Source organism: Streptomyces sp. cmx-4-9, assembly GCF_046548835.1.
In the GTDB taxonomy this organism is placed as follows: Bacteria; Actinomycetota; Actinomycetes; order Streptomycetales; family Streptomycetaceae; genus Streptomyces.
Genome location: NZ_JAEBEE010000007.1, coordinates 306,360 through 331,600, shown reverse-complemented (window position 1 = coordinate 331,600; position 25,241 = coordinate 306,360). Strand labels below are relative to the sequence as shown.

The 25,241-nt window shown below is 73.8% G+C and carries 22 protein-coding genes; 9 read left to right on the top strand and 13 right to left on the bottom strand.

Going from position 1 to position 25,241, the window contains the following annotated elements; genetic code table 11:
- Positions 1–23: 23 nt before the first annotated feature.
- The gene (locus tag ACLJTM_RS23115) at positions 24–569 is read right to left on the bottom strand and encodes a DUF937 domain-containing protein (RefSeq protein WP_411105589.1); all 546 of its coding nucleotides are present in this window, start codon (positions 567–569) and stop codon (positions 24–26) included.
- 297 nt (positions 570–866) lie between these two features.
- Here ACLJTM_RS23115 and ACLJTM_RS23110 point away from each other — a divergent pair, with 297 nt between their 5' ends.
- Positions 867–3,113 (top strand): ATP-dependent RecD-like DNA helicase, encoded by a 2,247-nt coding sequence (locus tag ACLJTM_RS23110; protein ID WP_411105588.1) that lies wholly within the window; start codon positions 867–869, stop codon positions 3,111–3,113.
- 182 nt (positions 3,114–3,295) lie between these two features.
- Positions 3,296–4,585 (top strand): citrate synthase, encoded by a 1,290-nt coding sequence (locus tag ACLJTM_RS23105; RefSeq protein ID WP_411105587.1) that lies wholly within the window; start codon positions 3,296–3,298, stop codon positions 4,583–4,585.
- A gap of 382 nt (positions 4,586–4,967) precedes the next feature.
- Here the strand turns inward: ACLJTM_RS23105 and ACLJTM_RS23100 are convergent, their stop codons facing one another.
- Positions 4,968–7,232 carry a heavy metal translocating P-type ATPase gene (locus ACLJTM_RS23100; RefSeq protein WP_411105586.1) on the bottom strand — a complete coding sequence of 755 codons (2,265 nt, stop codon included), beginning with the start codon at positions 7,230–7,232 and terminating at the stop codon, positions 4,968–4,970.
- Between the two features lie 131 nt (positions 7,233–7,363).
- On the bottom strand, positions 7,364–7,597 hold the full coding sequence (locus tag ACLJTM_RS23095) for a heavy-metal-associated domain-containing protein (RefSeq protein WP_411105585.1): 234 nt from the start codon (positions 7,595–7,597) through the stop codon (positions 7,364–7,366).
- A gap of 163 nt (positions 7,598–7,760) precedes the next feature.
- On the opposite strand from ACLJTM_RS23095, the gene ACLJTM_RS23090 reads away from it, so the two are divergent.
- Positions 7,761–8,990: a cation:proton antiporter gene (locus ACLJTM_RS23090; RefSeq protein WP_411105584.1), complete on the top strand. Its 1,230-nt coding sequence runs from the start codon at positions 7,761–7,763 to the stop codon at positions 8,988–8,990.
- Positions 8,991–9,067: 77 nt separating this feature from the next.
- Here the strand turns inward: ACLJTM_RS23090 and ACLJTM_RS23085 are convergent, their stop codons facing one another.
- The 4 genes from ACLJTM_RS23085 to ACLJTM_RS23070 all read right to left on the bottom strand — a co-directional run bounded on the left by ACLJTM_RS23085 (position 9,068) and on the right by ACLJTM_RS23070 (position 12,660).
- On the bottom strand, positions 9,068–9,268 hold the full coding sequence (locus ACLJTM_RS23085) for a helix-turn-helix transcriptional regulator (RefSeq protein ID WP_030710687.1): 201 nt from the start codon (positions 9,266–9,268) through the stop codon (positions 9,068–9,070).
- A 266-nt stretch (positions 9,269–9,534) separates the two neighbouring features.
- Positions 9,535–10,200: a DUF5701 family protein gene (locus tag ACLJTM_RS23080; protein ID WP_411105583.1), complete on the bottom strand. Its 666-nt coding sequence runs from the start codon at positions 10,198–10,200 to the stop codon at positions 9,535–9,537.
- 506 nt (positions 10,201–10,706) lie between these two features.
- Complete coding sequence (locus ACLJTM_RS23075; protein WP_411105582.1) at positions 10,707–11,735, bottom strand: Gfo/Idh/MocA family protein; 1,029 nt, start codon at positions 11,733–11,735, stop codon at positions 10,707–10,709.
- 13 nt (positions 11,736–11,748) lie between these two features.
- A complete protein-coding gene (locus ACLJTM_RS23070) occupies positions 11,749–12,660 on the bottom strand; it encodes a sugar phosphate isomerase/epimerase family protein (RefSeq protein ID WP_411105581.1) in 912 nt (303 codons plus the stop codon).
- A 105-nt stretch (positions 12,661–12,765) separates the two neighbouring features.
- Between ACLJTM_RS23070 and ACLJTM_RS23065 the strand changes: the two genes are divergently transcribed.
- Genes ACLJTM_RS23065 through ACLJTM_RS23050 form a run of 4 tightly spaced genes read left to right on the top strand, consistent with a single transcriptional unit; the run spans position 12,766 to position 17,993 of the window.
- Positions 12,766–13,752, top strand: a complete 987-nt coding sequence (locus tag ACLJTM_RS23065; RefSeq protein WP_411105794.1) for a 5-dehydro-2-deoxygluconokinase — start codon at positions 12,766–12,768, stop codon at positions 13,750–13,752.
- Between the two features lie 7 nt (positions 13,753–13,759).
- Positions 13,760–14,611, top strand: a complete 852-nt coding sequence (gene iolB / locus ACLJTM_RS23060; RefSeq protein WP_411105793.1) for a 5-deoxy-glucuronate isomerase — start codon at positions 13,760–13,762, stop codon at positions 14,609–14,611.
- Positions 14,608–16,482, top strand: coding sequence for a 3D-(3,5/4)-trihydroxycyclohexane-1,2-dione acylhydrolase (decyclizing) (iolD, locus tag ACLJTM_RS23055; RefSeq protein WP_411105580.1), 1,875 nt, complete (start codon positions 14,608–14,610; stop codon positions 16,480–16,482). The genes iolB and iolD overlap by 4 nt, the downstream gene beginning before the upstream one ends.
- Positions 16,483–16,493: 11 nt before the next feature.
- A complete protein-coding gene (locus tag ACLJTM_RS23050) occupies positions 16,494–17,993 on the top strand; it encodes a CoA-acylating methylmalonate-semialdehyde dehydrogenase (protein ID WP_411105579.1) in 1,500 nt (499 codons plus the stop codon).
- A gap of 84 nt (positions 17,994–18,077) precedes the next feature.
- Here ACLJTM_RS23050 and ACLJTM_RS23045 read toward each other — a convergent pair whose 3' ends face one another.
- From ACLJTM_RS23045 to ACLJTM_RS23030, 4 genes are all read right to left on the bottom strand, one after another.
- Positions 18,078–19,151 (bottom strand): WxL protein peptidoglycan domain-containing protein, encoded by a 1,074-nt coding sequence (locus tag ACLJTM_RS23045; protein WP_411105578.1) that lies wholly within the window; start codon positions 19,149–19,151, stop codon positions 18,078–18,080.
- Positions 19,152–19,237: 86 nt separating this feature from the next.
- A complete protein-coding gene (locus tag ACLJTM_RS23040) occupies positions 19,238–20,533 on the bottom strand; it encodes a hypothetical protein (RefSeq protein WP_411105577.1) in 1,296 nt (431 codons plus the stop codon).
- A 277-nt stretch (positions 20,534–20,810) separates the two neighbouring features.
- A complete protein-coding gene (locus tag ACLJTM_RS23035) occupies positions 20,811–21,977 on the bottom strand; it encodes a S8 family peptidase (RefSeq protein WP_411105576.1) in 1,167 nt (388 codons plus the stop codon).
- Between the two features lie 78 nt (positions 21,978–22,055).
- Positions 22,056–22,472 carry a GNAT family N-acetyltransferase gene (locus ACLJTM_RS23030; protein ID WP_411105575.1) on the bottom strand — a complete coding sequence of 139 codons (417 nt, stop codon included), beginning with the start codon at positions 22,470–22,472 and terminating at the stop codon, positions 22,056–22,058.
- 21 nt (positions 22,473–22,493) lie between these two features.
- On the opposite strand from ACLJTM_RS23030, the gene ACLJTM_RS23025 reads away from it, so the two are divergent.
- A complete protein-coding gene (locus ACLJTM_RS23025; RefSeq protein ID WP_411105574.1) occupies positions 22,494–23,219 on the top strand; it encodes a nucleoside deaminase in 726 nt (241 codons plus the stop codon).
- Between the two features lie 18 nt (positions 23,220–23,237).
- On the opposite strand, the gene ACLJTM_RS23020 is transcribed toward ACLJTM_RS23025, so the two are convergent.
- Positions 23,238–23,936: a 4'-phosphopantetheinyl transferase family protein gene (locus tag ACLJTM_RS23020; protein WP_411105573.1), complete on the bottom strand. Its 699-nt coding sequence runs from the start codon at positions 23,934–23,936 to the stop codon at positions 23,238–23,240.
- Between the two features lie 9 nt (positions 23,937–23,945).
- Complete coding sequence (locus tag ACLJTM_RS23015) at positions 23,946–24,464, bottom strand: hypothetical protein (protein WP_411105572.1); 519 nt, start codon at positions 24,462–24,464, stop codon at positions 23,946–23,948.
- Positions 24,465–24,706: 242 nt separating this feature from the next.
- Between ACLJTM_RS23015 and ACLJTM_RS23010 the strand changes: the two genes are divergently transcribed.
- Positions 24,707–25,213, top strand: a complete 507-nt coding sequence (locus ACLJTM_RS23010) for a phospholipase (protein ID WP_411105571.1) — start codon at positions 24,707–24,709, stop codon at positions 25,211–25,213.
- Positions 25,214–25,241: the final 28 nt, after the last annotated feature.

The following is a 25,241-nucleotide window of genomic DNA, read 5'->3' as shown; positions in this document are numbered from 1 at the left end:
CCATGGCGCCCGAGGATAGTCCGCTACTTCCTGCCGCCGCCCAGGATCTGCCCGAGCAGGTCGCCGAGGCCCCCGCCGGCCGGGGCCGCTCCGGGGGCGGGCGTACCGGAGGCGGGTGCACCGGGGGCGGGAGCGCCCGCGCCGCCCTTGCCGGCCGCGGCGCGCTTGGCGAAGACCGCCAGGATCACCGGGATCAGCATCTCGATCACCCGGCTGACGGTCGGGGCGGGCAGGCCCGTCTTCTTCGCCACCGCGTTGGCCACGGGCTTGGCCACCTTGGCGAGCACCCCGGCCATCATGCCGCCGCCCAGCATCCCGCCGACGCCGCCGAGGGTGGCCACGCCCTGCAGCGGGGGTTCGGAGACCTCCGCGAAGGCCTGGCGCACCTCCGCCCCGTCGTCGTCATCGGCGTCGGCCTTCTGCCGGAGGTCGCCGGTCATGGCGCCGACGGTCTCCGTCACGGTCGAACGGGCGCCGGCGGTGTCGGTGCCGAGCAGTCCGGCGATCTCGGTCAGCTTGTCGTCGCCGAGCTCGTGGAGCACGTCGTCCTGGAATGAAGATTCGCTCATGCCGGAAACGCTACTTCTGTGGTGATTCACCGGCACCTTGGGTAGGCGTTTGGTAACGGAAAGGTAAATCTGTGGACCGGGGTGCAACCCTGCGGCCGCGACGCGGGTCGTATGGTGCGTCGGGACTTCCGGGAGGGGATCTGGGGGGATCGGGAAGACCGGCACGGGAGGGGTAACCGTGAGGGGGTCCGGCCGCAGGGCCGGACCCCCTTGGTGTACTCCGCCCCCCTCGCTCCCCGCCCTCCGCTTCGTCCACAGGACCGCCATGCTGTCGGCGCCGCACGGTAGCTTCGTGCCATGGTGACCAATGGGGTGGTGCAGCCGGCCGTGGTGGAGGGGGTGCTGGAGCGCATCACCTACGCCAACGAGGAGAGCGGCTACACCGTCGCGCGGGTCGACACCGGCCGCGGCAGCGGCGACCTCCTCACCGTCGTCGGCGCCCTGTTGGGCGCGCAGCCCGGTGAATCGCTGCGCATGGAGGGCCGTTGGGGATCCCACCCGCAGTACGGCAAGCAGTTCACGGTGGAGAACTACCGCACGGTGCTGCCCGCGACCATCCAGGGCATCCGGCGCTACCTCGGCTCCGGCCTGATCAAGGGGATCGGCCCGAAGATCGCCGACCGGATCGTGGAGCACTTCGGCACCGACACCCTCGACGTCATCGAGGGCGAGCCCAAGCGGCTGATCGAGGTCCCCGGACTCGGCCCCAAGCGGACGAAGATGATCGGCGCCGCCTGGGAGGAGCAGAAGGCGATCAAGGAGGTCATGGTCTTCCTCCAAGGGGTGGGCGTCTCCACCTCCATCGCGGTGCGCATCTACAAGAAGTACGCCGACGCCTCCATCTCGGTGGTGCGGAACCAGCCCTACCGGCTCGCCGCCGACGTCTGGGGCATCGGCTTCCTCACCGCCGACCGGATCGCCCAGGCCGTCGGGATCCCGCACGACAGCCCCGAGCGGGTCAAGGCCGGGCTCCAGTACGCCCTGTCCCAGTCCACCGACCAGGGCCACTGCTTCCTGCCCGAGGAGCGGCTCATCGCCGACGGGGTGAAGCTGCTCCAGGTCGACACCGGGCTGGTCATCGACTGCCTGGCGGAACTCGCCGCCGACCCGGAGGGGGTGGTCCGCGAGCGGGTACCGGACCCGCAGGGCGGCCCTGACCCGCTGACCGCCGTGTACCTGGTCCCCTTCCACCGCGCCGAACTGTCCCTGGTGGGGCAGGTGCGCAGGCTCCTGCACGCCGAAGACGACCGGATGCCCTCCTTCCAGGACGTGGACTGGGAGAAGGCGCTGGGCTGGCTCGCGGGCCGGACCGGAGCCGAGCTGGCCCCCGAGCAGCAGGACGCGGTGCGGCTCGCGCTCACCCGCCGCGTCGCGGTCCTGACCGGCGGCCCGGGCTGCGGCAAGTCCTTCACCGTCCGCTCGATCGTCGAGCTGGCCCGGGCCAAGAAGGCCAAGGTGGTGCTGGCCGCGCCGACCGGGCGGGCGGCGAAGCGGCTGGCCGAGCTGACCGGGGCCGAGGCCTCCACGGTGCACCGGTTGCTGGAGCTGAAGCCGGGCGGGGACGCCGCGTACGACCGGGACCGGCCGCTGGACGCGGACCTGGTCGTCGTCGACGAGGCCTCGATGCTGGACCTGCTGCTGGCCAACAAGCTGGTCAAGGCGGTGGCCCCGGGTGCGCACCTGCTGCTGGTGGGGGATGTGGACCAACTGCCGTCCGTCGGCGCCGGGGAGGTGTTGCGGGACCTGCTCGCCGAGGGCGGTCCGGTGCCCGCGGTCCGGCTGACCCGGATCTTCCGCCAGGCCCGGCAGTCGGGTGTGGTCACCAACGCCCACCGCATCAACACCGGCCTGCCGCCGCTCACCGACGGGCTGCCGGACTTCTTCCTCTTCCCCGAGGAGGACACCGAGGAGGCCGGGCGGCTCGCCGTCGACGTCGCCGCCCGCCGGATCCCGGCCCGATTCGGCCTCGACCCCCGGCGCGACGTCCAGGTGCTGGCGCCCATGCACCGCGGGCCGGCCGGCGCCGGGCACCTCAACGGGCTCCTCCAACAGGCGATGACCCCGGCCCGCCCGGACCTGCCGGAGAAGCGCTTCGGCGGCCGGGTCTTCCGGGTCGGCGACAAGGTGACCCAGATCCGCAACAACTACGAGAAGGGCGCCAACGGCGTGTTCAACGGGACGGTCGGCGTGGTCACCGCCCTCGACGCGGACGAACAGCGCCTGACGGTACGGACCGAGGAGGACGAGGAGATCGGCTACGAGTTCGCGGAACTCGACGAGCTGGCCCACGCCTACGCCGTCACCATCCACCGCTCCCAGGGGAGTGAATATCCGGCCGTGGTGATCCCGGTCACCACCGGGGCTTGGATGATGCTCCAGCGGAACCTCCTGTACACGGCGGTGACCAGGGCGAAGAAACTCGTGGTCCTCGTCGGGTCCCGCAAGGCCCTCGGGCAGGCGGTGCGTACGGTTTCCGCAGGCAGGAGGTACACGGCGGTCGCGCCCAGGCTGTCCGGCCGGATACCGGTGGGAAACATCACCTAAATGATCGATCATTTGGGGTTCCACCACCGGTGCGGAGGGGGCAGGATGAGCAGCTTGACGGCACTCAGTGCCGTCAGAAGCACCAAAGGCCGACCCCGAGTGCACTCTCCTGCGCCAAATGGGGGAAGGTAGAGGCAGTCAGGGCACCTCGAAGAAGAGGCACTACGTCGGTGAGGGATGACGTGAGCGACAACTCTGTAGTACTCCGGTACGCGGACGGTGAATACACCTACCCGGTGGTCGAGAGCACCGTCGGCGACCAGGGCTTCGACATCTCGAAGCTGAGGGCCCAGACCGGGCTCGTCACTCTGGACAGCGGTTACGGCAACACCGCGGCGTACAAGTCCGCGATCACGTACCTCGACGGTGAGCAGGGCATCCTGCGCTACCGCGGTTACCCGATCGAGCAGCTGGCCGAGCGGTCGACCTTCATCGAGGTCGCCTACCTGCTCATCAACGGTGAGCTGCCGACCGTCGACCAGCTCGCGTCGTTCCGCAACGAGATCACCCAGCACACACTGCTGCACGAGGACGTGAAGCGCTTCTACGACGGCTTCCCGCGGGACGCGCACCCGATGGCGATGCTGTCCTCCGTGGTCAGCGCGCTGTCGACGTTCTACCAGGACAGCCACAACCCCTTCGACGAGAAGCAGCGCCACCTCTCGACGATCCGGCTGCTCGCCAAGCTCCCCACCATCGCGGCCTACGCGTACAAGAAGTCGGTCGGCCACCCGGTGGTCTACCCGCGCAACGACCTCGGCTATGTCGAGAACTTCCTGCGCATGACCTTCTCGGTGCCGGCCCAGGAGTACGACCTGGACCCGGTCGTGGTCTCGGCGCTGGACAAGCTGCTGATCCTGCACGCGGACCACGAGCAGAACTGCTCGACCTCCACCGTGCGCCTGGTCGGCTCCTCGCAGGCGAACATGTTCGCCTCGATCTCCGCCGGCATCTCCGCCCTGTGGGGCCCGCTGCACGGCGGCGCCAACCAGTCCGTCCTGGAGATGCTGGAAGGCATCAAGAACGACGGCGGCGACGTCGACGCCTTCATCCGCAAGGTGAAGAACAAGGAGGACGGCGTCCGCCTGATGGGCTTCGGGCACCGCGTCTACAAGAGCTTCGACCCCCGGGCGAAGATCATCAAGGCGGCGGCGCACGACGTCCTCTCGGCGCTCGGCAAGAGCGACGAACTGCTGGACATCGCCCTGAAGCTGGAAGAGCACGCGCTGGCCGACGAGTACTTCGTCTCGCGCAACCTCTACCCGAACGTGGACTTCTACACCGGCCTGATCTACCGGGCCATGGGCTTCCCCACCGAGATGTTCACCGTGCTCTTCGCGATCGGCCGCCTCCCCGGCTGGATCGCCCAGTGGCACGAGATGATCAAGGAGCCGGGTTCCCGCATCGGCCGCCCGCGCCAGATCTACACCGGCGAGGTCCTGCGCGACTTCGTCCCGGTCGAGGCCCGCTGACCCGAGGTCCTGCCCCACCGCGGCCCCCAGGCCGCACACCGCGCATGGCATGCGAAAAGCGCCCCGCCGCCGATCCCCCCACGGGTCGACGGTCGGGGCGCTTTCCATTCCCCGGAACGGATTCCCCCCACGGGACCCGGACCAGGGCGTCGGTGTCTGCCGGGACCCGTATCGGGTCGGGAGGGCCGCTCAAAGCTTCCCGCGGGCACGCGTCCCGGCCGGCTGATGCCGCGGACGTCCCCCAAGACCTCCGTGGAACATCCCCCAAGACGTTCCTGGCATCGCCCCATTAGACCCGTGCCGACCCCGGATGGTTACGTCGCGATCACTGTGATCTGCGTCTCCTGTGAAGGAAATGTGTGCGGCCCGGGGAGGTGCTCCGTCAGCGGAAGGAGCGCAACCGGAGGCTGTTCGTCACCACGAAGACCGAGGAGAAGGCCATCGCAGCCCCCGCGATCATGGGGTTGAGCAGGCCCGCGGCGGCCAGCGGCAGGGCGGCCACGTTGTAGCCGAAGGCCCAGAACAGGTTGCCCTTGATGATGCCCAGGGTCCGCCGGGACAGCCGGATCGCATCCGCCGCCACCCTGAGGTCGCCACGCACCAGGGTCAGGTCGGCCGCCTCGATGGCGGCGTCGGTCCCGGTGCCCATGGCCAGGCCCAGGTCCGCCTGGGCCAGCGCCGCCGCGTCGTTGACGCCGTCGCCGACCATGGCCACCGTACGGCCCCGCTCCTGGAGTCCGCGGACGACCTCCGCCTTGTCCTGCGGGAGCACCTCGGCGATCACCTCGTCGATGCCCACCTCGCGGGCCACCGCCTCGGCCACGGCCTTGTTGTCGCCGGTCAGCAGCACCGGGGTCAGGCCGAGGGCCCGGAGCCGGGCGACCGCCTCGGCGCTCGTCTCCTTGACCGCGTCGGCCACCGTCAGCACGCCCCGCGCCGCGCCGTCCCAGGCCACCAGGACGGCGGTGGCGCCCTGCGCCTCGGCCGCCGCCTTGGCTTCGGCGAGACCGGGCGGGAGGGTGATCGACCAGTCGGCCAGCAGCCGTTCCCGGCCCACCAGGACCGCCCGGCCCTCGACCACGCCCTGCACGCCCAGCCCGGCCAGGTTCGCGAAGCCCTCGGGGACCGGGAGCGCACCGGCCTGCCGGGCCGCCTCCGCCGCGACGGCGCGGGCGACCGGGTGCTCGGAGGCGTCCTCCAGGGCCCCGGCGAGGCGCAGCAGCTCCCCGGCGTCGACGCCCGGGGCGGGGTGCACGCCGGTCAGGGCCATCCGGCCGGTGGTGACGGTGCCGGTCTTGTCCAGGACGACGGTGTCGACGCGGCGGGTGGACTCCAGCACCTCGGGTCCCTTGATCAGGATCCCGAGCTGGGCGCCGCGGCCGGTGCCGACCATCAGGGCGGTCGGGGTGGCCAGGCCCAGGGCGCACGGGCAGGCGATGATCAGGACGGCCACGGCGGCGGTGAAGGCGGCGGCGGGGTCGTCGCTGACCAGCATCCAGGTGACCCAGGTGCCGAGCGCGAGCAGCAGGACCACCGGGACGAAGACCCCGGAGATCCGGTCGGCCAGGCGCTGGACCTCTGCTTTGCCGTTCTGGGCGTCCTCGACGAGCCTGGCCATCCGGGCGAGCCGGGTGTCGGCTCCGACGCGGGCGGCCTCGACGACGAGCCGGCCGGAGGTGTTGACGGTGGCGCCGGTGACCGTGTCGCCGACGGACACCTCCACGGGGACCGACTCGCCGGTCAGCAGGGCGGCGTCCACCGCGGAGCTGCCCTCCACGACCGTGCCGTCGGTGGCGATCTTCTCGCCGGGGCGCACCACGAAGCGGTCGCCGACGGCGAGCGAGCCCACCGGGATGCGGACCTCCCGGCCGCCGCGCAGCACGGCGACGTCCTTGGCGCCCAGTTCCATCAGGGCCTTGAGGGCCGCGCCGGCCTTCCGCTTGGAGCGGGCCTCCAGGTACCGGCCGAGGAGGATGAAGGTGACGACGCCGGCCGCCACCTCCAGGTAGAGGGCCGAGGAGCCGTCCGTACGGGAGATCGTCAGGTCGAAGCCGTGGCGCATTCCCGGCATGCCCGCGTTGCCGAGGAACAGTGCCCACAGGGACCAGGCGAAGGCGGCCAGGGTGCCGACCGAGACCAGGGTGTCCATGGTGGCGGCGCCGTGCCGGGCGTTGGTCCAGGCGGCCCGGTGGAAGGGCAGGGCGCCCCAGACGGCCACGGGGGCGGCCAGGGTCAAGGCGAGCCACTGCCAGTTGTCGAACTGGAGGGCCGCAACCATCGACAGCAGGACGACGGGCAGGGCGAGGGCGGCGCAGACCAGCAGCCGGCGGCGCAGGGCGGCGAGCTCGGGGTCGGGCGCGGACGCGGCCGGAGCCCCGTCGGCGGCTTCCGGTTGCGGTTCCGGTTGCGGAGGCGGGGGCTCCTCGGCGGTGTAGCCCGTCCGGACGACGGTCGCGATGAGGTCGGCGACCTGGACGTCACCGCTGTAGGAGACGCGGGCCTTCTCGGTGGCGTAGTTCACCGTGGCCTGGACGCCGTCCATCCGGTTGAGCTTCTTCTCGATGCGGGCCGCGCAGGAGGCGCAGGTCATTCCGCCGATCGTGAGCTCGACCGCTTCGAGGGGCCCGTCGTGCACTGTGCTGGTCATGTTCCGGCTCCAGGGGGATGGCCGGGTCGTACGGAACCAGTATGAGCTGGCCGGTACGACCCGGCGGGGTACTGCGGGGTGCTGCGGGTACTGCGGATGACGCGGTCCTGCGGGCTCGTCCCGGGGAGGGTTCAGGCCCGGCCGGCGAACGCGTAGCCGGCCTCGTCCACGGCGGCCCGTACGTCCTCGTCGGCGAGCGCGGCGGCGCTGACCACGGTGACCTCGCCGGTCGCTGCCACGGCCTTGACCGAGCTGACCCCCGGCAGGGCGGAGAGCTCGGAGGTCACCGCGCCCTCGCAGTGCCCGCAGGTCATGCCGGTCACCCGGTAGACGGTGGTGGTCTCGGTGTCCGTCTCGGCGCTCATGTCGTTCTCCTCTTCGGGGGGTGTCCGGTCGCCGGGAGGGCGACGGATGCCTCCACCGTCCTCCCGATGTCACCAGACTATACCCCTAGGGGGTATGGAGGCGAGTATCCGGCCCGGCGGTTCACGGAGGGCCGGATCGTCCGGTCTGTAGGTAAATGACGGTATGGATCACTCGGGAACGCTCGTCCTGATCATGGCCGCCGCCGTCCTCGCCCCGCTGCTCGCCCATGCGGTCGCGCGCTGGGCGGCGGTCCCTCTGGTGATCTTCGAGATCCTGCTCGGCATCGTGCTCGGTCCCGACGTGCTCGGCTGGGCCGGCAGCGGGGAGGTCATCGATGTGCTGAGCAATCTCGGCCTCGCCATGCTGATCTTCCTCGCCGGCTACGAGATCCGGTTCGACCAGGTCCGGGGGGACACCCTCACCCGGTCGCTGTGGGCCTGGGCGGCCGCGCTGGCCCTCGGCCTCGGCGTCGGGATCCTGCTCGGGGACGGCTTCGACAAGGGCGTCTACCTCGGCACCGCCCTCACCAGCACCGCGCTCGGCACGATCCTTCCCGTGCTGCGGGACGCCGGCGACCTGGAGAGCAGCTTCGGCTCCGTGATGATGGCCATGGGCTCGGTCGGCGAGTTCGGTCCGATCATCGCCATGGCGCTGCTGCTCAGCGGACGCTCCCCGGCCCGTTCCATGGCGGTCCTGGCCGCCTTCGCCGTCCTGACGGTCCTCGGGGTCCTGTGGGCCGCGCGGCCCAAGCCGCCCTGGTTCCGGGAGGTCATCGCCAAGACCCTGCACAGCAGCGCCCAGTTCGCCGTACGGCTGGTGATGCTGCTGCTCGTGGGGATGCTGGCGCTCTCCCAGGTGCTCGGACTCGACATCCTGCTCGGAGCCTTCGCGGCCGGGCTGCTCACCCGGCTGGTGCTCCAGGGGGCCGCTCCGGAGAGCAGCGCGACCGTGCTGTCGAAGGTGGAGGCCCTGGGGTTCGGCTTCCTGGTGCCGCTGTTCTTCGTGGTCACCGGAATCGAGTTCGACCTGGACGCGCTGCTCGCGGGCGGATCGGCGCTCCTGCTGCTGCCCGTGTTCCTCGCGCTGTTCCTGCTGGTGCGCGGGCTGCCCATGTGGCTGCTGGCCCCGCGGGACCTGAGCCGGCGGGACCGGTCCGCGCTGGTGCTGTTCGGCTCCACGGCCCTGCCCCTGGTGGTGGCGATCACCACCCTGGGGCTTCAGGACGGGAAGCTGGAACCGGGGGAGGCGGCCGCGCTGGTCGGCGCGGGCATGCTGTCGATCCTGGCGTTCCCGCTCCTGGGGCTGCGTCTGCGGGCCCGGGGGAGGGGCGCGGACGGGGCCCGGATGCGGACCGGCACCCGGGCGGCGGCCGGCGAGGAGGAGACCTGGTGAGGGGGCGGCCCGGCCGGCCGGGGGACCGGCCGGGCCGCGGTCAGGGCCCGCCGGACCCGGCGCCGCCGCGCGGACGGTCAGTCCTCGCGGCGGCCCCGGTTGCCGGGACGGCGGGCCACCCAGGCGCGGACGGTGTCGGCGTACCAGTAGGGCTTGCCGCCCTCCACGTGGTCGGGCGGGGGGAGCAGGCCGTGCTTGCGGTACGAGCGCACGGTGTCCGGCTGGACGCGGATGTGGGCGGCGATCTCCTTGTAGGACCACAGCTGACGGTCGCTCATGCACGACACCTCCTGGTCCACGCCGCGGGGCCGGCCGGGAGGCCGTCGGGGGAGCCGGCGCGTGGACACTGACGATCACTCGGGTTGTGCCCAGGGAACGACCCCGGGTGAGGTCAGGGGAGGGCCTGTCGAGCGCCTGTGACGGAAAACCCGCGTAATGCGGATATGTGTGACACGGGGGTGACTCCTGTGACGTGCCGGTGCCACAGGGCAGGCACGGGGCCGCCGTTGAGCCGGTCCTGCCTGTCCTACCGGCCCTACGGGTCCTACCGGTCCTCGCGGCCCGAGGCGGAGGCGAAGCCCAGCCAGGTGTGCCGGTTGCCCCACCAGCACCAGCCGACCTTGGGGGCGTTGCGCCGCTCAAGGCCGTCGCGCCCCGTGCCGTTGCTGATCCACAGGGCCGGGGTGCGGGCGTCCAGCGTGCCGTTCGCCTTGCGCAGCCGGGAACCGATGGTCATGAAGCAGCGGTTGCGTTCGAGGACCGCCGGCTGCTGGAGCAGCCAGTGGATGCCCTCCGTGAGCACGAGCGGGCTGCGGTCCTGCCCGGTCAGCTCGGGCAGTGCCTCCTCCGGGCTCCAATTGGCCAGGTGGTCACCGCGGTCGAGGCCGGTGACGAGGTACAGCGGGGCGTCCGGCAGATCGACGCCGCAGGGGGCGAACAGGTCGATGTCCTGCATGTCGGTGACGACGAAGCCGGGCTTGCCGTCGCGGCGGAGCAGCGGGGCCAGGGCCGAGGCGGGGGCGCGGTCCGGATGGACGGCGAGCAGGGCGTCGCCGTCCCCGCGGCCGGCGCTCGCGGCGAAGGCGAGCAGTTCGTCGGCGGACATCCCGGCGAGCGTGTGCACCCCCAGCGCGATCAGGCGTTCCGCCTGGGCGACGAGCGGCGGGAGCGGGGAGGCGGTGGCGGTGGCGGCAGGCGAGGCGTCGGGCAAGGTCTTCCCCCGGTTCACGGTGTCGGGCGGTGCGCCGGGGCCGGGCGACGGCCCGCCCCGGGCGGTCTGACGGAGGTCGAACGACAGAACCCGCCCGGGTGTTCCCGCCCTCCCCGCCCCGCCCCGCCCTCACCGATCCCGAGCGGCGGCCCGGAGCGCGCGGCGGCCCGGAGCGCGGCCGCGCGGGCGGACGCCGGCCGGGCCTGCCCCGCCGGGCCTGCTGCACCGGGCCAGCCGCGCCGGGCCTGCCCGGCCAGGCCCCGTACGCCCCGGGCCTGCCGCGCCTGGCCAGCCGCGCCGGGTTCAGGCGTACAACGGCGGGCGGTCGGCCGGGCCCCGTCGCCCCGGGCCTGCCGCGCATGGCCTGCCCCGCCGCGCATGGCCTGCCGCGCCGGGCCTGCCCGGCCGGGCCCCGTACGCCCAGGGCCTGCCCCGCCGGGCCTGCCGCGCATGGCCTGCCGCGCCGGGCCCGCCGGGCCCGTCGCGCATGGCCTGCCGCGCCGGGTTCAGGCGTACAACGGCGGGCGGTCGGCCAGGTGCACCGGGGTCCGTGCGCCGCTGCGCGCGGCCGTCAGGCCGGCCTGCGAGACGGCCGCCGCCGCGTACCCGTCCCAGGCGTCCGGCCCCGCCACCCGCCCCCGGGCGGCCGCGGCCACCCAGCTCCTCAGCTGCCGGTCGTAGGCGTCGGCGAAGCGCACCGTGTAGTCCTGGTCGATCTCCCCGCCCCACCGGCCCCCCGATTCCACCACCATCGCGTGGCCGTCCCCGATCCGCGCGGTGCCCGTCTCGCCGACGGCCTCGCACCGGACCTGGTAGCCGAAGCCGCAGTTGACGAAGATCTCCACGTCGACCACGGCCCCGCCGGAGGTCTCCAGCAGCACCAGCCGGGGATCGGCCAGCCCCTCCGGCGCCGCCGAGGACGGCCGCGGGGAGAGCACCGTCACCGCCGTGACCTCCTGTCCCAGGAGCCAGCGGGCCGCATCCACCTCGTGCACCACCGAATCGCTGATCAGCATGTCGCTGGTGAAAAACGAGGGCGACGAGGCGTTGCGGTGGCGGCAGTGCAGGAAGAGCGGCCGGCCGATGCCCCCCGCGTCCAGGAGCTCCTTGAGCCGCGCGTACTCGGCGTCGTACCGCCGCATGAACCCCACCTGCACCAGGCGGCGCCCCAGCCGCTGCTCGGCCTCCATCACCCGCAGCGCACCCTCCGGATCCGGGGTCAGCGGCTTCTCGCACAGCACCGGGAGCCCCCGCCGCAGAGCGTGCAGGATCGCCTCCTCGTGAGCGGGCCCCGGCGAGGCGATCAGCACGGCCTGGACCCCGGGCGCCGCCACCGCCGCCGCCGGGTCGGTGTGCGCGCTCACGCCGGGCAGCCCGCCCGCGACCTCCTTGACCCGGTCCCCGTCCGGGTCGGCCACCGCCACCACCCGGGCCCCGCCCACGCTCCGGCCGATCCGGCCCAGGTGGTCGCAGCCCATCCTCCCGGTGCCGACGACGGCGATGCCGAGGGGGGCGCTCGCGCCGGTTGCGGTCATCTCGGTTCCTCCTTCAGGCGCCACAGGAGCGCAGGTAGCCACGGGTACGGCGGGCGATCGGCAGCGGCCGGTCGGGCGGGCACGGGTACATGTCCTGCTCGACGATGGCGAACAGGTCCACCCCCAGCCCCTGGGCCGCCGCCAGGACCGGCTCCAGCGCGGGTACCCCCGACGGCGGCTCGCACATCACCCCGCGGCCCACCGCCGGACCGAACGGCAGCTGCTGCGCCACGACTTCGGCGAGGACCCGCGGATCCACCTGCTTGAGGTGGAGGTAGCCGATCCGCTCCGCGAAGGCCTCGATCGCCTCGACGCTGTCGCCGCCGCAGTACGCGTAGTGCCCGGTGTCCAGGCACAGGGAGACCAGGCCGGGGTCGGTGGCGTCCAGGAAGCGGGCCACGTTCTGCGGGGTGTCGATGTGGGTGTCGGCGTGCGGGTGGACGACGATCCGCAGCCCGTACCGGTCCATGACCTCGCGGCCCAGCCGCTCGGTCTGGGAGGCCAGTTCGCGCCACTGTCCCGCGCTCAGGACGCGGTCCTCCAGGACCTCCCCGGTCTTGTCGTCGCGCCAGAACGACGGGATGACGACCAGGTGGGCGGCGCCCATCGCCTGCGTGAGCGCCGCGATCCGCGACACGTGGGCCCAGGTGTCCTCCCACACGGCGGGCCCGTGATGGAGTCCGGTGAAGACGGTGCCCGCGGACACGCGCAGGCCCCGCTTCGCGGTCTCCTCGCCGAGCCGGACGGGATCGGTGGGGAGGTACCCGTAGGGGCCGAGCTCGATCCACTCGTACCCGGCGTCGGCCACCTCGTCGAGGAAGCGTTCCCAAGGAGTCTGCCGGGGATCGTCGGGGAACCAGACACCCCAGGAGTCCGGGGCCGAACCGATGCGAATACGGGTCAACGCGGAGGGGGAGGACGTCATGGCGCCACCTTAGGGTGCGAGGCTCGAAGGCAGGGGGGACGGGATGGACGAGGAAAGGCAGGACTGGTCGTGACCGGTGGACCGCTCGCGTTCGACCTGATCACGATGGGACGGATCGGGGTGGATCTCTACCCGTTGCGGACCGGCGTGCCCCTGGCCGAGGTGGATTCCTTCGGCAGGTTCCTGGGCGGGTCCCCCGCGAACGTCGCCGTCGCCGCCGCCCGGCTGGGGCGGCGGGTCGCGATGGTCACCCGGACCGGGGCGGACCCCTTCGGGGCCTATCTGCGGGCGCAACTGGGCGCCTTCGGGGTGGACGCCCGGTGGGCCGGTGAAGTGCCGGGCCTGGCCACGCCGCTGACGTTCTGCGAGATCTTCCCGCCCGACGACTTCCCGCTGTACTTCTACCGCGCGCCCAAGGCCCCCGATCTCGAGATCCGCCCGGAGGAGCTGGACCTGGACGCCGTCCGCGGAGCCCGGGTGTTCTGGATGACGGGGACCGGCCTCAGCGAGGAACCGAGCCGCGCCGCCACCCTGGCCGCGCTGGAAGCCCGTACCGAAGCCCGTGTCGAAGCCCGTGTCGAAGCCCGTACCGAGGGCCGTGCCGAGGGCCTGGCCGCCGCTTCCGGGATCACGGTGTTCGACCTGGACTGGCGGCCGACACTGTGGCGGGAGGGGCCCGGCCCCTCCTACGAACGGGCCCTGGCCCATGCGACGGTGGCCGTCGGCAACGCCGAGGAGTGCGCGATCGCCACCGGGGAGGGCGAGCCCCGCGCCGCCGCCCGCGCCCTGATCGACGCCGGGGTGGAGCTCGCCGTCGTCAAACGCGGCCCGGCCGGGGTCCTGGCCGTGCACCGCGACGGCGCCACCGCCGAGGTCCCGCCGGTCCCGGTGGAGGTCGTCAACGGGCTGGGGGCGGGCGATGCCTTCGGCGGGGCCCTGTGCCACGGGCTGCTCGCCGGCTGGGACCTGGCGAGGACCATGCGGTACGCGAACGCAGCCGGGGCGATCGTCGCCTCCCGGCTCGCCTGCTCCTCGGCCATGCCGTACCCCGACGAGGTGGAGGAGGTGCTCGGCCGTGCCGTTGACGAGTGAGCGCGCGATGGAGTGGACCAGGCTGCGGGTGCTGGAGCTGGCGCCGGGGGAGAGCCACGAGCACGCCTGCGGGGACGCGGAGTGGATCGTGCTCCCGCTGTCGGGCGGCTGCGGGGTCCGCTACGCCGGACCGGACCCGGAACCCGGCAGCGGAGCCGGCCGGGACACGGCCGCCCCGGACCCGCAGGACTTCGTGCTGCACGGGCGCAGCGGGGTCTTCGACGCCGTGACCGACTTCGCCTACCTGCCCCGGGACGGCCGGGCCACGATCCGCTCCGCCGCCGGCGGCCGGTTCGCGCTCGCCGGTGCACGCTGCGAGCGCCGGCTGCCCGCCCGGTACGGGCCCGCCCGCGCCGTCCCCGTCGAACTGCGCGGCGCCGGGAGCTGCTCGCGCCAGGTCAACAACTTCGCCGCGGCCGGCGCCTTCGACTGCGACCGGCTGATCGCCGTCGAGGTGCTCACGCCCGGCGGCAACTGGTCCTCGTACCCGCCCCACAAGCACGACGAGCACCACCCCGGCGAGGAGTCCCGGCTGGAGGAGATCTACTGGTTCGAGATCGCCCCGCACGGTGACACCCCCGGCTTCGGCTACCAGCGCGTCAGCCCCTCGCCGGCCGGGACGACCGACGTGCTCACCGAGGTGCGCACCGGGGACGCCGTGCTCATCCCGGACGGCTGGCACGGGCCGTCCATCGCCGCGCCCGGCCACACCATGTACTACCTCAACGTCATGGCCGGACCGGACCGCACCCGGGAGTGGCTGATCCGCGACCACCCCGACCACGGCTGGATCCGGGACACCTGGGCCGGCCGGGCCGTCGACCCCCGGCTGCCCCTCTACCGCGCGGAGGACCGATGAGGCTCACCGTCGCCCAGGCACTCGTACGGTTCCTGGGCCGTCAGTACACCGAGCGCGACGGCCGCAGGCAGCGGCTGATCGCCGCGACCTGGGGGATCTTCGGGCACGGCAACGTCGCCGGGATCGGGCAGGCCCTGCTGGAGAGCGGCCCGCAGGCCATGCCCTTCCTCCAGGGCCGCAACGAACAGGCCATGGCGCATGCCGCCGTCGGCTACGCCCGGCAGAGCGGGCGGCTGTCCGCGCACGCCGTGACCACCTCGATCGGGCCCGGCGCCACCAACCTCGTCACCGGGGCGGCCCTCGCCACGATCAACCGGATCCCGGTGCTCCTGCTGCCCGGGGACGCCTTCGCGACCCGGCCCGCCGACCCGGTGCTCCAGCAGCTGGAGGTCCCGTACGCGGGGGACGTCTCCGTCAACGACACCCTGCGGCCCGTGTCCCGGTACTTCGACCGGATCACCCGCCCCGAGGCGCTGGTCCCGGCCGCACTCCAGGCGATGCGGGTGCTGACCGACCCGGTGCAGACCGGCGCCGTCACCCTCGCCCTGCCGCAGGACGTCCAGGCCGAGGCCCACGACTGGCCCGAGGAGTTCTTCGCCGAACGGGTCTGGGCCGTGCGCAGGCCCGGCCCCGACCGCACGGAACTCGCGGCGGCGGCCGGGGCCGTACGGGCCTGCACGCGCCCCCTGATCGTGGCCGGCGGCGGGGTCCGGCACAGCGGCGCCCAGGCCGCCCTCGCCGCCTTCGCGGAGGCCACGGGCATCCCGGTGGCCTCCACCCAGGCGGGCAAGGGGGCGCTGGCGTACGACCACCCCGCCGACCTCGGCGGGATCGGCCACACCGGGACGGCCGCCGCAAACGGCCTGGCCCGCCGGGCCGACCTCGTCATCGCCGCCGGGACCCGGCTGACCGACTTCACCACCGCCTCCGCGACCCTGTTCCAGGACCCCGGCGTCCGCTTCATCGGCCTCAACCTCGACCCGTACGACGCCCACAAGCTCGCCGCACTGCCGCTGGTCGCCGACGCCCGCGAAGGCCTGGACGCGCTCCGGGAGGCGGTTTCCGGCCACCGGGTGGACCCCGCGTACGCCGACGGGTACCGGGCAGCGAAGCGGGACTGGGAAGCCCTCGTCGACCGGGCCTACGCCGTGCCCGCCGCCGACGAGGACGCCCCGCCCACCCAGGCCCAGGTGCTCGGACTGCTCGACTCCCTCGTCGACGGCAGCGACATCCTGGTCAACGCCGCCGGCTCGCTCCCCGGCGACCTGCACAAGCTGTGGCGCTCCCGCTCGGCGGACCAGTACCACGTCGAGTACGGGTACTCCTGCATGGGCTACGAGATCCCCGCCGCGATCGGCGTGGCCCTGGCCGCGCCCGGCCGCCCGGTGTGGGCCCTGGTCGGAGACGGCACGTACCTGATGAACCCGACCGAGATCGTGACGGCCGTCCAGGAACGCGTCCCGCTCCGGCTGCTCGTCCTCGACAACCACGGCTACGCCTCCATCGGCGGCCTGTCGGGAGCGGTGGGCGGGGAGGGCTTCGGCACGGCGTACCGCTTCCGGACGGCCGACGGCGGCTACGGCGGCGACCCGCTCCCGGTGGACCTCGCGGCGAACGCGGCCTCCCTCGGGATGGCCGTCATTCGCACCCGCACCCTCGGTGACCTGCGAAAAGCCCTGGAGGTGGCGCGCCGCGCGGACCGTCCCACATGTGTCTACGCACAGACCCGAACACCCGACACTGTGTCGGGCCCGCCCCCGGCGCAGGCGTGGTGGGATGTTCCTGTGGCCGAGACCGCGACGCGTTCGTCCGCGGCGGCGGCCCGCGAAGAGTACGACCGGCAAGCCGCGCAGCGACGTCGCCATCTGTGAAGGAGCAAGGCATGAAGACCGTCAACCACTGGATCGGTGGCAAGACCGTCGAGGGCGCGTCGGGCAACTACGGCCCGGTCACGGACCCGGCGACCGGCGAGGTCACCACGCAGGTCGCGCTGGCCTCCGCCGAGGAGGTCGACGCGGCCGTACGGGTCGCCCAGGAGGCCTTCCTCAGCTGGGGGCAGTCCTCGCTGGCCGCCCGCACCAAGGTGCTGTTCGCCTACCGCGCCCTGCTGGACGCCCACCGCGACGCCATCGCCGAGCTGATCACCGCCGAGCACGGCAAGGTCCACTCGGACGCCCTGGGCGAGGTCGCCCGCGGCCTGGAGATCGTCGAGCTGGCCTGCGGGATCACCACGCAGCTCAAGGGCGAGCTGTCGACCTCGGTCTCCAACCGGGTCGACGTGTCCTCCATCCGCCAGCCGCTGGGCGTCGTCGCGGGCATCACCCCCTTCAACTTCCCGGCGATGGTGCCGATGTGGATGTTCCCGCTCGCGGTGGCCTGCGGCAACACCTTCATCCTCAAGCCCAGTGAGAAGGACCCCTCGGCGTCCACCCTGCTCGCCGAGCTGATGAGCGAGGCCGGCCTGCCCGCGGGCGTCCTCAACGTCGTCCACGGGGACAAGGTGGCGGTGGACGCCCTGCTGGCCCACCCCGGCATCGCCGCCGTCTCCTTCGTCGGCTCCACGCCGATCGCCCGGCACATCCACACCACCGCCTCGGCCAACGGCAAGCGCGTCCAGGCGCTGGGCGGCGCCAAGAACCACATGCTGGTGCTCCCCGACGCGGACCTGGACGCCGCCGCCGACGCGGCCGTGTCCGCCGCCTACGGCTCGGCCGGCGAGCGCTGCATGGCGATCTCCGCGGTCGTGGCCGTCGGCGCGATCGGCGACACCCTCGTCGAGAAGATCCGCGAGCGCGCCGAGAAGATCAAGATCGGCCCCGGCAACGATCCCACCTCCGAGATGGGCCCGCTGATCACGGCCGCCCACCGGGACAAGGTCGCCTCGTACGTCACCGGCGCGGCCGCGCAGGGCGCCGAGGTGGTGCTGGACGGCACCGGCTACACGGTCGAGGGCAACGAGAACGGCCACTGGATCGGCCTGTCCCTGCTCGACCGCGTCCCGACCGACTCCGACGCCTACCGCGACGAGATCTTCGGCCCGGTGCTGTGCGTGCTGCGCGCCGAGACGTACGAGGAGGGGGTGGCCCTCATCAACGCCTCGCCGTTCGGCAACGGCACGGCGATCTTCACCCGGGACGGCGGCGCCGCCCGCCGCTTCCAACTGGAGATCGAGGCGGGCATGGTCGGCGTCAACGTCCCGATCCCGGTGCCGGTGGGCTACCACTCCTTCGGCGGCTGGAAGGACTCGCTCTTCGGCGACCACCACATCTACGGGAACGACGGCATCCACTTCTACACCCGCGGCAAGGTCGTCACGACCCGCTGGCCCGACCCGGCGGACGGCCCGGCCGGCGTGGACCTGGGCTTCCCGACGTCCCGCTAGTCCCGGCGCCTGACCGTCACCCCGCAGCAGGACCCCCGGCCCACCCTCACCGGCCGGGGGTTTTGCCGTCCCCGGGGGCCGCGGTCAGCGGGTGGAGGCCAGGTCCGGTTCCGGGGCGGGGTGCCCGGCCGCGCGCCGTCTGCGCCGCAGGATCCGCGCGGCCCACAGGAGGCCCGCCAGCAGCAGGACCGCGCCCACGGCGGGCCACGGCACCGCCACGAAGCCCGCCTCGGAATGCGCGGCCAGCCCGGGGTGGGCGCTCGCACCCGCGGCGACCCGGACGGTGACCCGGTCCGCCTGGGGCGCGTCAGGCCAGCGCTCGGTCAGCTCGACGCGCTGTCCCGGCAGCAGCACCAGCTTCAGCTCCCGGGCCGGCCGGTCCAGCACCCGGCGCCCGAACAGGCCCGTCGCCGAGACCGCCACCCGCGGCTCGATCACCACGTTGCCCCGGTTGACCAGGGCGTACGAGATGCTCGCGGAGGCCTCGCGGAACCAGGGCAGCAGCGGGGCCGAGCGGCTGACCCGTACGTCCTCCACGCTCAGGCCCGGCGTCAGCGGACCCGGCACCCGGAAGTACAGCCGGGCCCCCACCGAACGCTTCACCCCGACCCGGACCGTGCCCTCCTGCTGCGTCCCCTCCACGGAGGTGCCCAGCGCGACGATCCCGCCCGTGTGGTCCCCGGGCGTCGCGTCCGCGGGGACCTTCACGGTGAACGGGATGTCCCTGCGGCCCTTCGCGGGGACGGTGACCGTGCCCGACGCCTCCGGCGGCAGGGATATCCAGGTGCCGACGTCCCGGGGCGCGGTCTCCACCGGCAGCAGCGCGAACGCGCCCCCCGAGCGGGTGTTGACGGCGTCGGTGGCGAAGACCTGGAAGGTCATCTCCTGGTCGGAGGAGTTCAGGAGGGTCACGCTGTCGCTGACGGTGGCACCGGCCGCGCCCTGGTGGAAGAAGTACCCGCGGTCGGTCATCGCCGCGCCCGGCGGGGGCGTGGGGAAGACCCCCCAGGTGCCGTTGTCCGCGGCGGCGGCGGGCCCCGCACCGGCCAGCAGCCCCCACGGGCCGAGCAGGCCGAGCAGGGCCAGGAGCAGCCCGCAGACCACGGGGCGGGCCGTACGGGAGCGGGTACCGGGGCGGGTACGGGTGCGGGTGCGCATGGGCGGGTCTCCAGTCGGGGCCGACAGGGGAGGGTGGCGCGGCGCCGGAGCGCCGCGCCACCCTGGAGGGAGCGGGGCCGTACGGGTCAGGCGATGGAGAAGGTGACCACCGACCGGTAGGTGTCGGCGAACATGAACGGCGGGAGCTGGATCATCCCGGCGCCGCCGACGGCGAACTCGCCACCGGTCAGCTCCTCCCCGCCCGGAGCCTGGGAGGCGATCTTCAGCGGATCGGCCGAGAGGGCCCCCGGCGCACCGGCCGAGCAGGTGCTCGGACTGTCCGCGTTGGTCACCGTGCAGGCCGGCTGGATGCCGAGCTGCGCCTTGGCCATCGCATGGCCGGTGCTCTCGTTCAGGAACGGAGTACGGGTGGCCGTGACGTCCCAGCCGAGGCTGCCACCGCGGAAGTCCTGCACGGACATCGCGGTGAACTGGCCGACCACCGACTGGGCCTTGCCGTTGATGGTCACCTTGCCGAAGTCCACCGCGGGGTTGCCGCCCTGCGGGCCGATGGCCAGCGGACCGGGCAGCACCTCCACGTCGACCGGGTTCTTCACGCCCGGCTGGTCCTCCAGGTAGACGAAGTCCTTGTACGGGGTGATCGCGCCGTCGATCCTGATCTGGTCGGCCTTCCTGGTGACCGTCAGCTCGCAGGTCGCGGCGCCCGACGCGGTGGCCGTGCCGCTGCCGCCGTCACCGGTCGGCGCGCCCGCCAGCAGCGCGGAACAGGTGACGGGCCCGGCCGGGAAGTTGGCGCCGCTGACGACGACCGCGGTGCCGGCCTTGCCGCTGTTGGGCGTCAGCCTCGTGGTGACCGGGTCCTTGGGCAGGGCCTCCACGGCGACCGAGCCGAGGGAGGTGCTCGGGCGGGGTGCGGGGACGCAGGTGGTGGTGAACACCGAACCGGAGAGGTCCGCGTCGGTCACCGCCAGGTCGAGGGCGACCTGGACGGTGGTGCCCTCCGTACCGTCCGGGATCTTGATGGTGCCCGAGAACGCGCCCGGGTCCAGGGGCTGTCCGGCCACCACGGTGACGGTCTCCGGCGGGCTGGTCACCACCTGGGTGGTAGCCCCGACCTTCAGGGTGATCCTGGAGGTGTTGACGGTCGTCACGGAGAAGCCCGGGATCAGCGGGCTCGCGCCGGGATCGATGGTGATCGGGACGACGTCGCCCGCTGTGGCCCCGTCGGGCAGGGTGACCGTGAAGTTCTGGTTGCCCGACCCGTCCGGCTGGGGCGCCGGGGCGTCGCAGTTCTCGAAGACGGCGGTGGTCTTCGTCGCGGCCTGTGCGGCCCCTGACAGACCCACCACACCGCCCGTCAGGGCCAGGGAGAGGGCTCCTGCCCCGGCCAGCACTCTGCGTCTGAGCGTTCTCGTACTCACTGGGTCGCGACTCCTTCGTCATGACGAACCCCTCCCCCCACCCGCTGTGTGGGGGAGGCCGAGCCGGTGCGGTGGCCGATATTGACGCGTCGCCGTGATGAGAAGTCAATGCATGCGATTCGCCCGAAGCACCCACACATTGATGTCCCATCAGGTCGGGTCCGGTGCGGGTTGCGCAGGGGCTCCGTGCGGGTGCTGCGCCTGGGAAGGGCGGGGTGGGAGGGGCCGCACCGAAGCCGCCGGCCGGGCCGAAGCCGGCGGCTGCGCCCCAGCCGCCTCAGCGCTCCACGGGGGTGTGCAGCAGCAGGTTCGGCGTACCGGCGGGCAGGGCGGTGATCACGTCCGGTACGGCGCTGTGCAGCAGCGCCTGCGCGACCTGCGCCGGGGTCCGGGCCCTGCCGCCCGCGAGGACCAGCGCCGCGGCGCCCGCCACGTGCGGGGCCGCCATGGAGGTGCCGGACGAGCGGGCCGTGGCGGTGGGCGAGCCCTTCCACGCCGAGGTGACGCCCACGCCCGGCGCCGAGAGGTCCACGCAGCGCCCGTGGTTGGAGAACGGCGCCCGCCGGTCCGCGGCGTCGGTCGCGGCGACCGTCAGGGCCTGCGGAGCGGCCGCCGGGGAGCCCTTGCAGGCGTCCCGGCCGTCGTTCCCGGCCGCCACCGTGACGGTGATCCCGGCGGCGACGGCCCGCTGCACCGCCGTGTCGAGGGCGGCGCTGCGGGTGCCGCCCATGCTCATGTTGGCGACCGCCGGGGTCGCCGGGGACCTGGCCGCGTCCTTCACCAGCCACTCCAGCCCGCCGACCATGGCCGAAAGCCGCCCGTTGCCCCGGCAGTCGGCCACCTTCACCGAGACCAGCGAGACGCCCTTCGCGACGCCGTAGGTCGCCCCTCCCACGGTGGCCGCCACATGCGTACCGTGGCCGTTGCAGTCGTCGGAACGGCTCAGGAACACCCCGTTCCACCCCTTGCGGGCCCGGCCCCCGAACTCCCGGTGGCCGAGGTTGATGCCCGTGTCCACGATGTACGCGGTCACCCCCGCAGCCGTGCCGGCGTAGGTGTACGCCGCATCCAGCGGGAGCCGGCGCTGGTCGATGCGGTCCAGCGGCCAGGGCGCCTGCGGCTGGGTGTCCTGGGTGTGGAACTCGGCGTCGGGCTCCACGGAGGCCACCCGCGGATCTGCGGCCAGGGCGGCCGCGCGGGCGGCGGTGGTGCGGACGGCGAAGCCGTGCACGACCGTGTCGTAGACGGGCCCGACCTCGTCGCCGGCCCGGGCCGCTTCCGCGGCGAGGGCCCGGGTGGGCGCCCGGGAGGTGCCGTCCGCGAGCATCACGACGTAGGGCGCGGTGGGGGTTTCGGCCGCTGCGGTGTGCGGCGGCAGGGCGGTGGCCGCCGCCAGCAGGGCGGTCGCCGGGAGGAGCGTGGTCAACGCGGTCAGTGCGGTCATGCCGCCGATGCTCGGTGAGCCGCCGCGCGGGCGCGCGGAGGGTGCGCCGAGTGGCCCCACGACACGCCGCCCCGGGGGCTACCGCGGGCCGGTGTCCCAGCCGCGCATGGCGAACACGCCCTCGTCGCCGGCGCCCGCCGAGGCGTAGGTGGCCAGCGCGGCCTCGTTGTCGGTGTCCACCCCCACCCACATCCCGTAACAGCCGCGCGCACGGGCCTCGTCGGCGAGCGCGAGGGTCAGGGCGCGGCCGATGCCGAGCCGCCGGTGCCCCGCGTCCACGGACAGCTCGTACAGGCACATCTCGGTGCCCTTGTCGGGGTGGGTCATCTCGACGCCGGAGACCATGCCCACGGGGGCGCCGTCCACGTACGCGAGCAGCATCACGTGTCCCGGCGCGGCCAGGAAGCGCTGTGACCACACGGTGCGGGCCGGGCCGTCGAACAGGGCCTCGGCCGCCTCGATCTCAGCAGGCGTGCGGGCCCGGCGGATGTCCATGGCGGTCACCATAATGGCCGCATGGAACACCGGGAACCCGATGTCGGCACGGCATGGCGGACGGCCCCGCAGGCGGTCCGCCGTGCCCTCTCACTCGCCTACGAGGCCTTGGCGGCGGGCGGCCTGGCGGCGGGCGCGGTGCTCACCGACGCGGCGGGCGAGGTGCTGGCCGAGGGGCGCAACGAGGCGTACGAGGACGGCCCCGGCCGCGGCCCCCTGCGCGGGACGCCGCTGGCGCACGCCGAGCTGAACGCGCTCGGCGCCGCCCGGACCGGCTGGGACCTGGGGTCCGCGGTGTTGTGGAGCACCCAGGAGCCGTGCGCGATGTGCGCCGCCGCGGCGCGGTTCACCGGTGTGGGCCGGGTGCGGTACCTGGCGCCGGACCCGTGGGCCCTGTCGGACGGGTCCGCCGGCTCCTCAGGCGCCGAGCCGGTGCGGGACGCCCGCTGGCTGGTCGCGGCGAACACGATGTTCCTGCGCAGCGTGGCGGTGGCGCACGGGGAAGGTTCGGACGAGCCGCGGATCCTGTCGCACCACCGCCGCGCGGAACCGGAGACGGCCGCCCTGCACGACGCCGTCCCGGCGGGGCTGCCCGGCGCATCCTCCGCCGAGGAGTGGCTGGCCGGCCTCTGGGCGCCGCTCACCGCGGCGGCGCGGTCCCGGACCGCGCGGCTCGACCGGCAGGGTCCGCAAGAAACGGCCCAGTGCTGTGACCGGAAAGGTGTGCCCGGCGCCGCGACCCGGTGAACCTTCCCGGTCACAGCACTAGCCGCGGACGGCGAGGGCCGCCGCGTAGCCATCGGGGGCGGGGAGGTCCGACAGGAGCCAGCCCGGGACGCGGGCCGGGGCGGCGGCGGAGCCCACGTACGGCTCGGCCACCCCGAGGGCCAGCCCGGTGCCGGTGGCCTTGAGGCAGGCCTCCTTGCGGGACCACACCCGGGCCAGTGCGGCGCGGCGGTCCGGCTCCGCGAGCACGGTCAGCTCGGCCGTCTCCGCCGGGTGCAGGGTCGTCAGGATGTCGGCCACCGCGGCCGCCCCGGGAAGTCCCTCCACGTCGACGCCGACCGGCACCCCGGCGAAGGCGAAGTAGGCCAGGTCCTCGCTGTGCGACAAGGAGAAGTGCAGCGCGCCTCCGGCCACGGCCGGCCGCCCGTGCGGCCCCCCGCAGCACGGGCAGTCCTCGCGGACCAGGCCGACCTTCTCCGGGGCCAGCCCCAGGTAGCCGCCGAGCAGCACCCGCAGGCCCACGTGCGAGGCGAGGTAGCGGCGCCGGTCCGCCTCGCGCAACAGCCGCCCCGCCCGGTCGCGTTCAGCCGCGTCCAGCATCTGCAGCGCCCCGTCGAGGGCGTGCCCGCCGACCGCGTCCCGCGTGACGTCCAGCGCCCACACCACGGCCTGCGCACCCCTGGGCGGGGGCCCGGTCCGCGGTGCGTCTCCGTCGAGCTGGTACACGTCATCGATCACCCGAAGAGCCTAAGGCCTGTCCGGGCCCCGTGGCGGCCTCCCGGCACCATCGGCCCGCCCCGGCGGGGCCGTGCCGTCGGTCCAGGCGTAGACCTCCCTGCCGCGCACCGCGACCCGGTACTGGTGGGCGCCCCGGCATTCGGTCCGCTCCTCGGCCCGGGTGTCGTCCGGCCACCACCGGGCCGTCGGCCTGGGGCCCTTCATCGGCCGGGGCGTGCCCGCCGTGCACTGCGGGCCCTCCAGCGGGGTGGCCCCGAGGGTGAAGCGGATCAGCCGGGCCCCGCCGCCGGTGCGCACCCGTATGCGGACGTCGGTGGCGTCCCCGGGTATCCAGGACGGCAGGGCGAAGGGCGCGCCCGGCCCCTTCGGCGCCTCGGCGGCGGTCGCGAAGCGTCTGCCCTTCTCGTGGAAGACCTGCGCGTCGAGTGTGCGGGTCACGGGGTTGGGCGGGAGGTTCGGCAGGGCGAAGGCGGCGCAGGCGAGGGCGCCTGCGGTGGCGGCGACCACGGCGAGCGGACGGCGTTTCATGCCTCCCAGTCTCGGGTCCGGACCGGTGCGACCGCGTCCCTCCCCGGGACGAACTGCCCGCCGTCCGCAGGTAGCACACGCCCTCCTACCCGAGGCCCGGTACGCGTCCCGGTACGGGTCCGGGGCCGCAGGCGACCCACCGGTCCTCCGCACGGACCAGTAACCCGGCGGCCCCGTACGGCGTTGGCCGGGAGCGACCCGACCCGACCCGACCCGACCGCCCCCGCGCCCCGAGGACTGCCATGCGCCGCCGTACCGGATCCGTACTCGCATCGGCGGCCGCCGGTGTGCTCCTGCTCGTGACGGGGACCGGGGCCGAGGCCCGGGCCGCCGTACCGGCGGACAAGCCGCAGGTCCTGAGCCGCTGGACGCAGACCGACGCCGCCAGCTACCGGGCGTGGGCCGAGGCGCGCGGGAACCGGCAGGCCTGGGCGGCGTACGCCTTCGACTGGACCACGGACCTGTGCACCGCGTCCCCCGACAACCCCTTCGGCTTCCCCTTCGCGGCGGCCTGCGCACGCCACGACTTCGGCTACCGCAACCACCAGGCCGCGGGCACGTTCCCGGCCGCCAAGTCCCGCCTGGACGACGCCTTCCATGCGGACCTGCGGCGGGTCTGCGCCGCGTACGGGACCGCCCGGCGCGCCTCCTGCGAGAGCACGGCCTGGACCTACTACCAGGCCGTCAGGATGTTCGGGGTCCCCGGCGGAGCCGCGCCCGCCGACGCGCCCGCGGCCCGGCGGCCCTGAGCTCAGGACTCCCGGGCCGGGCCCCCGG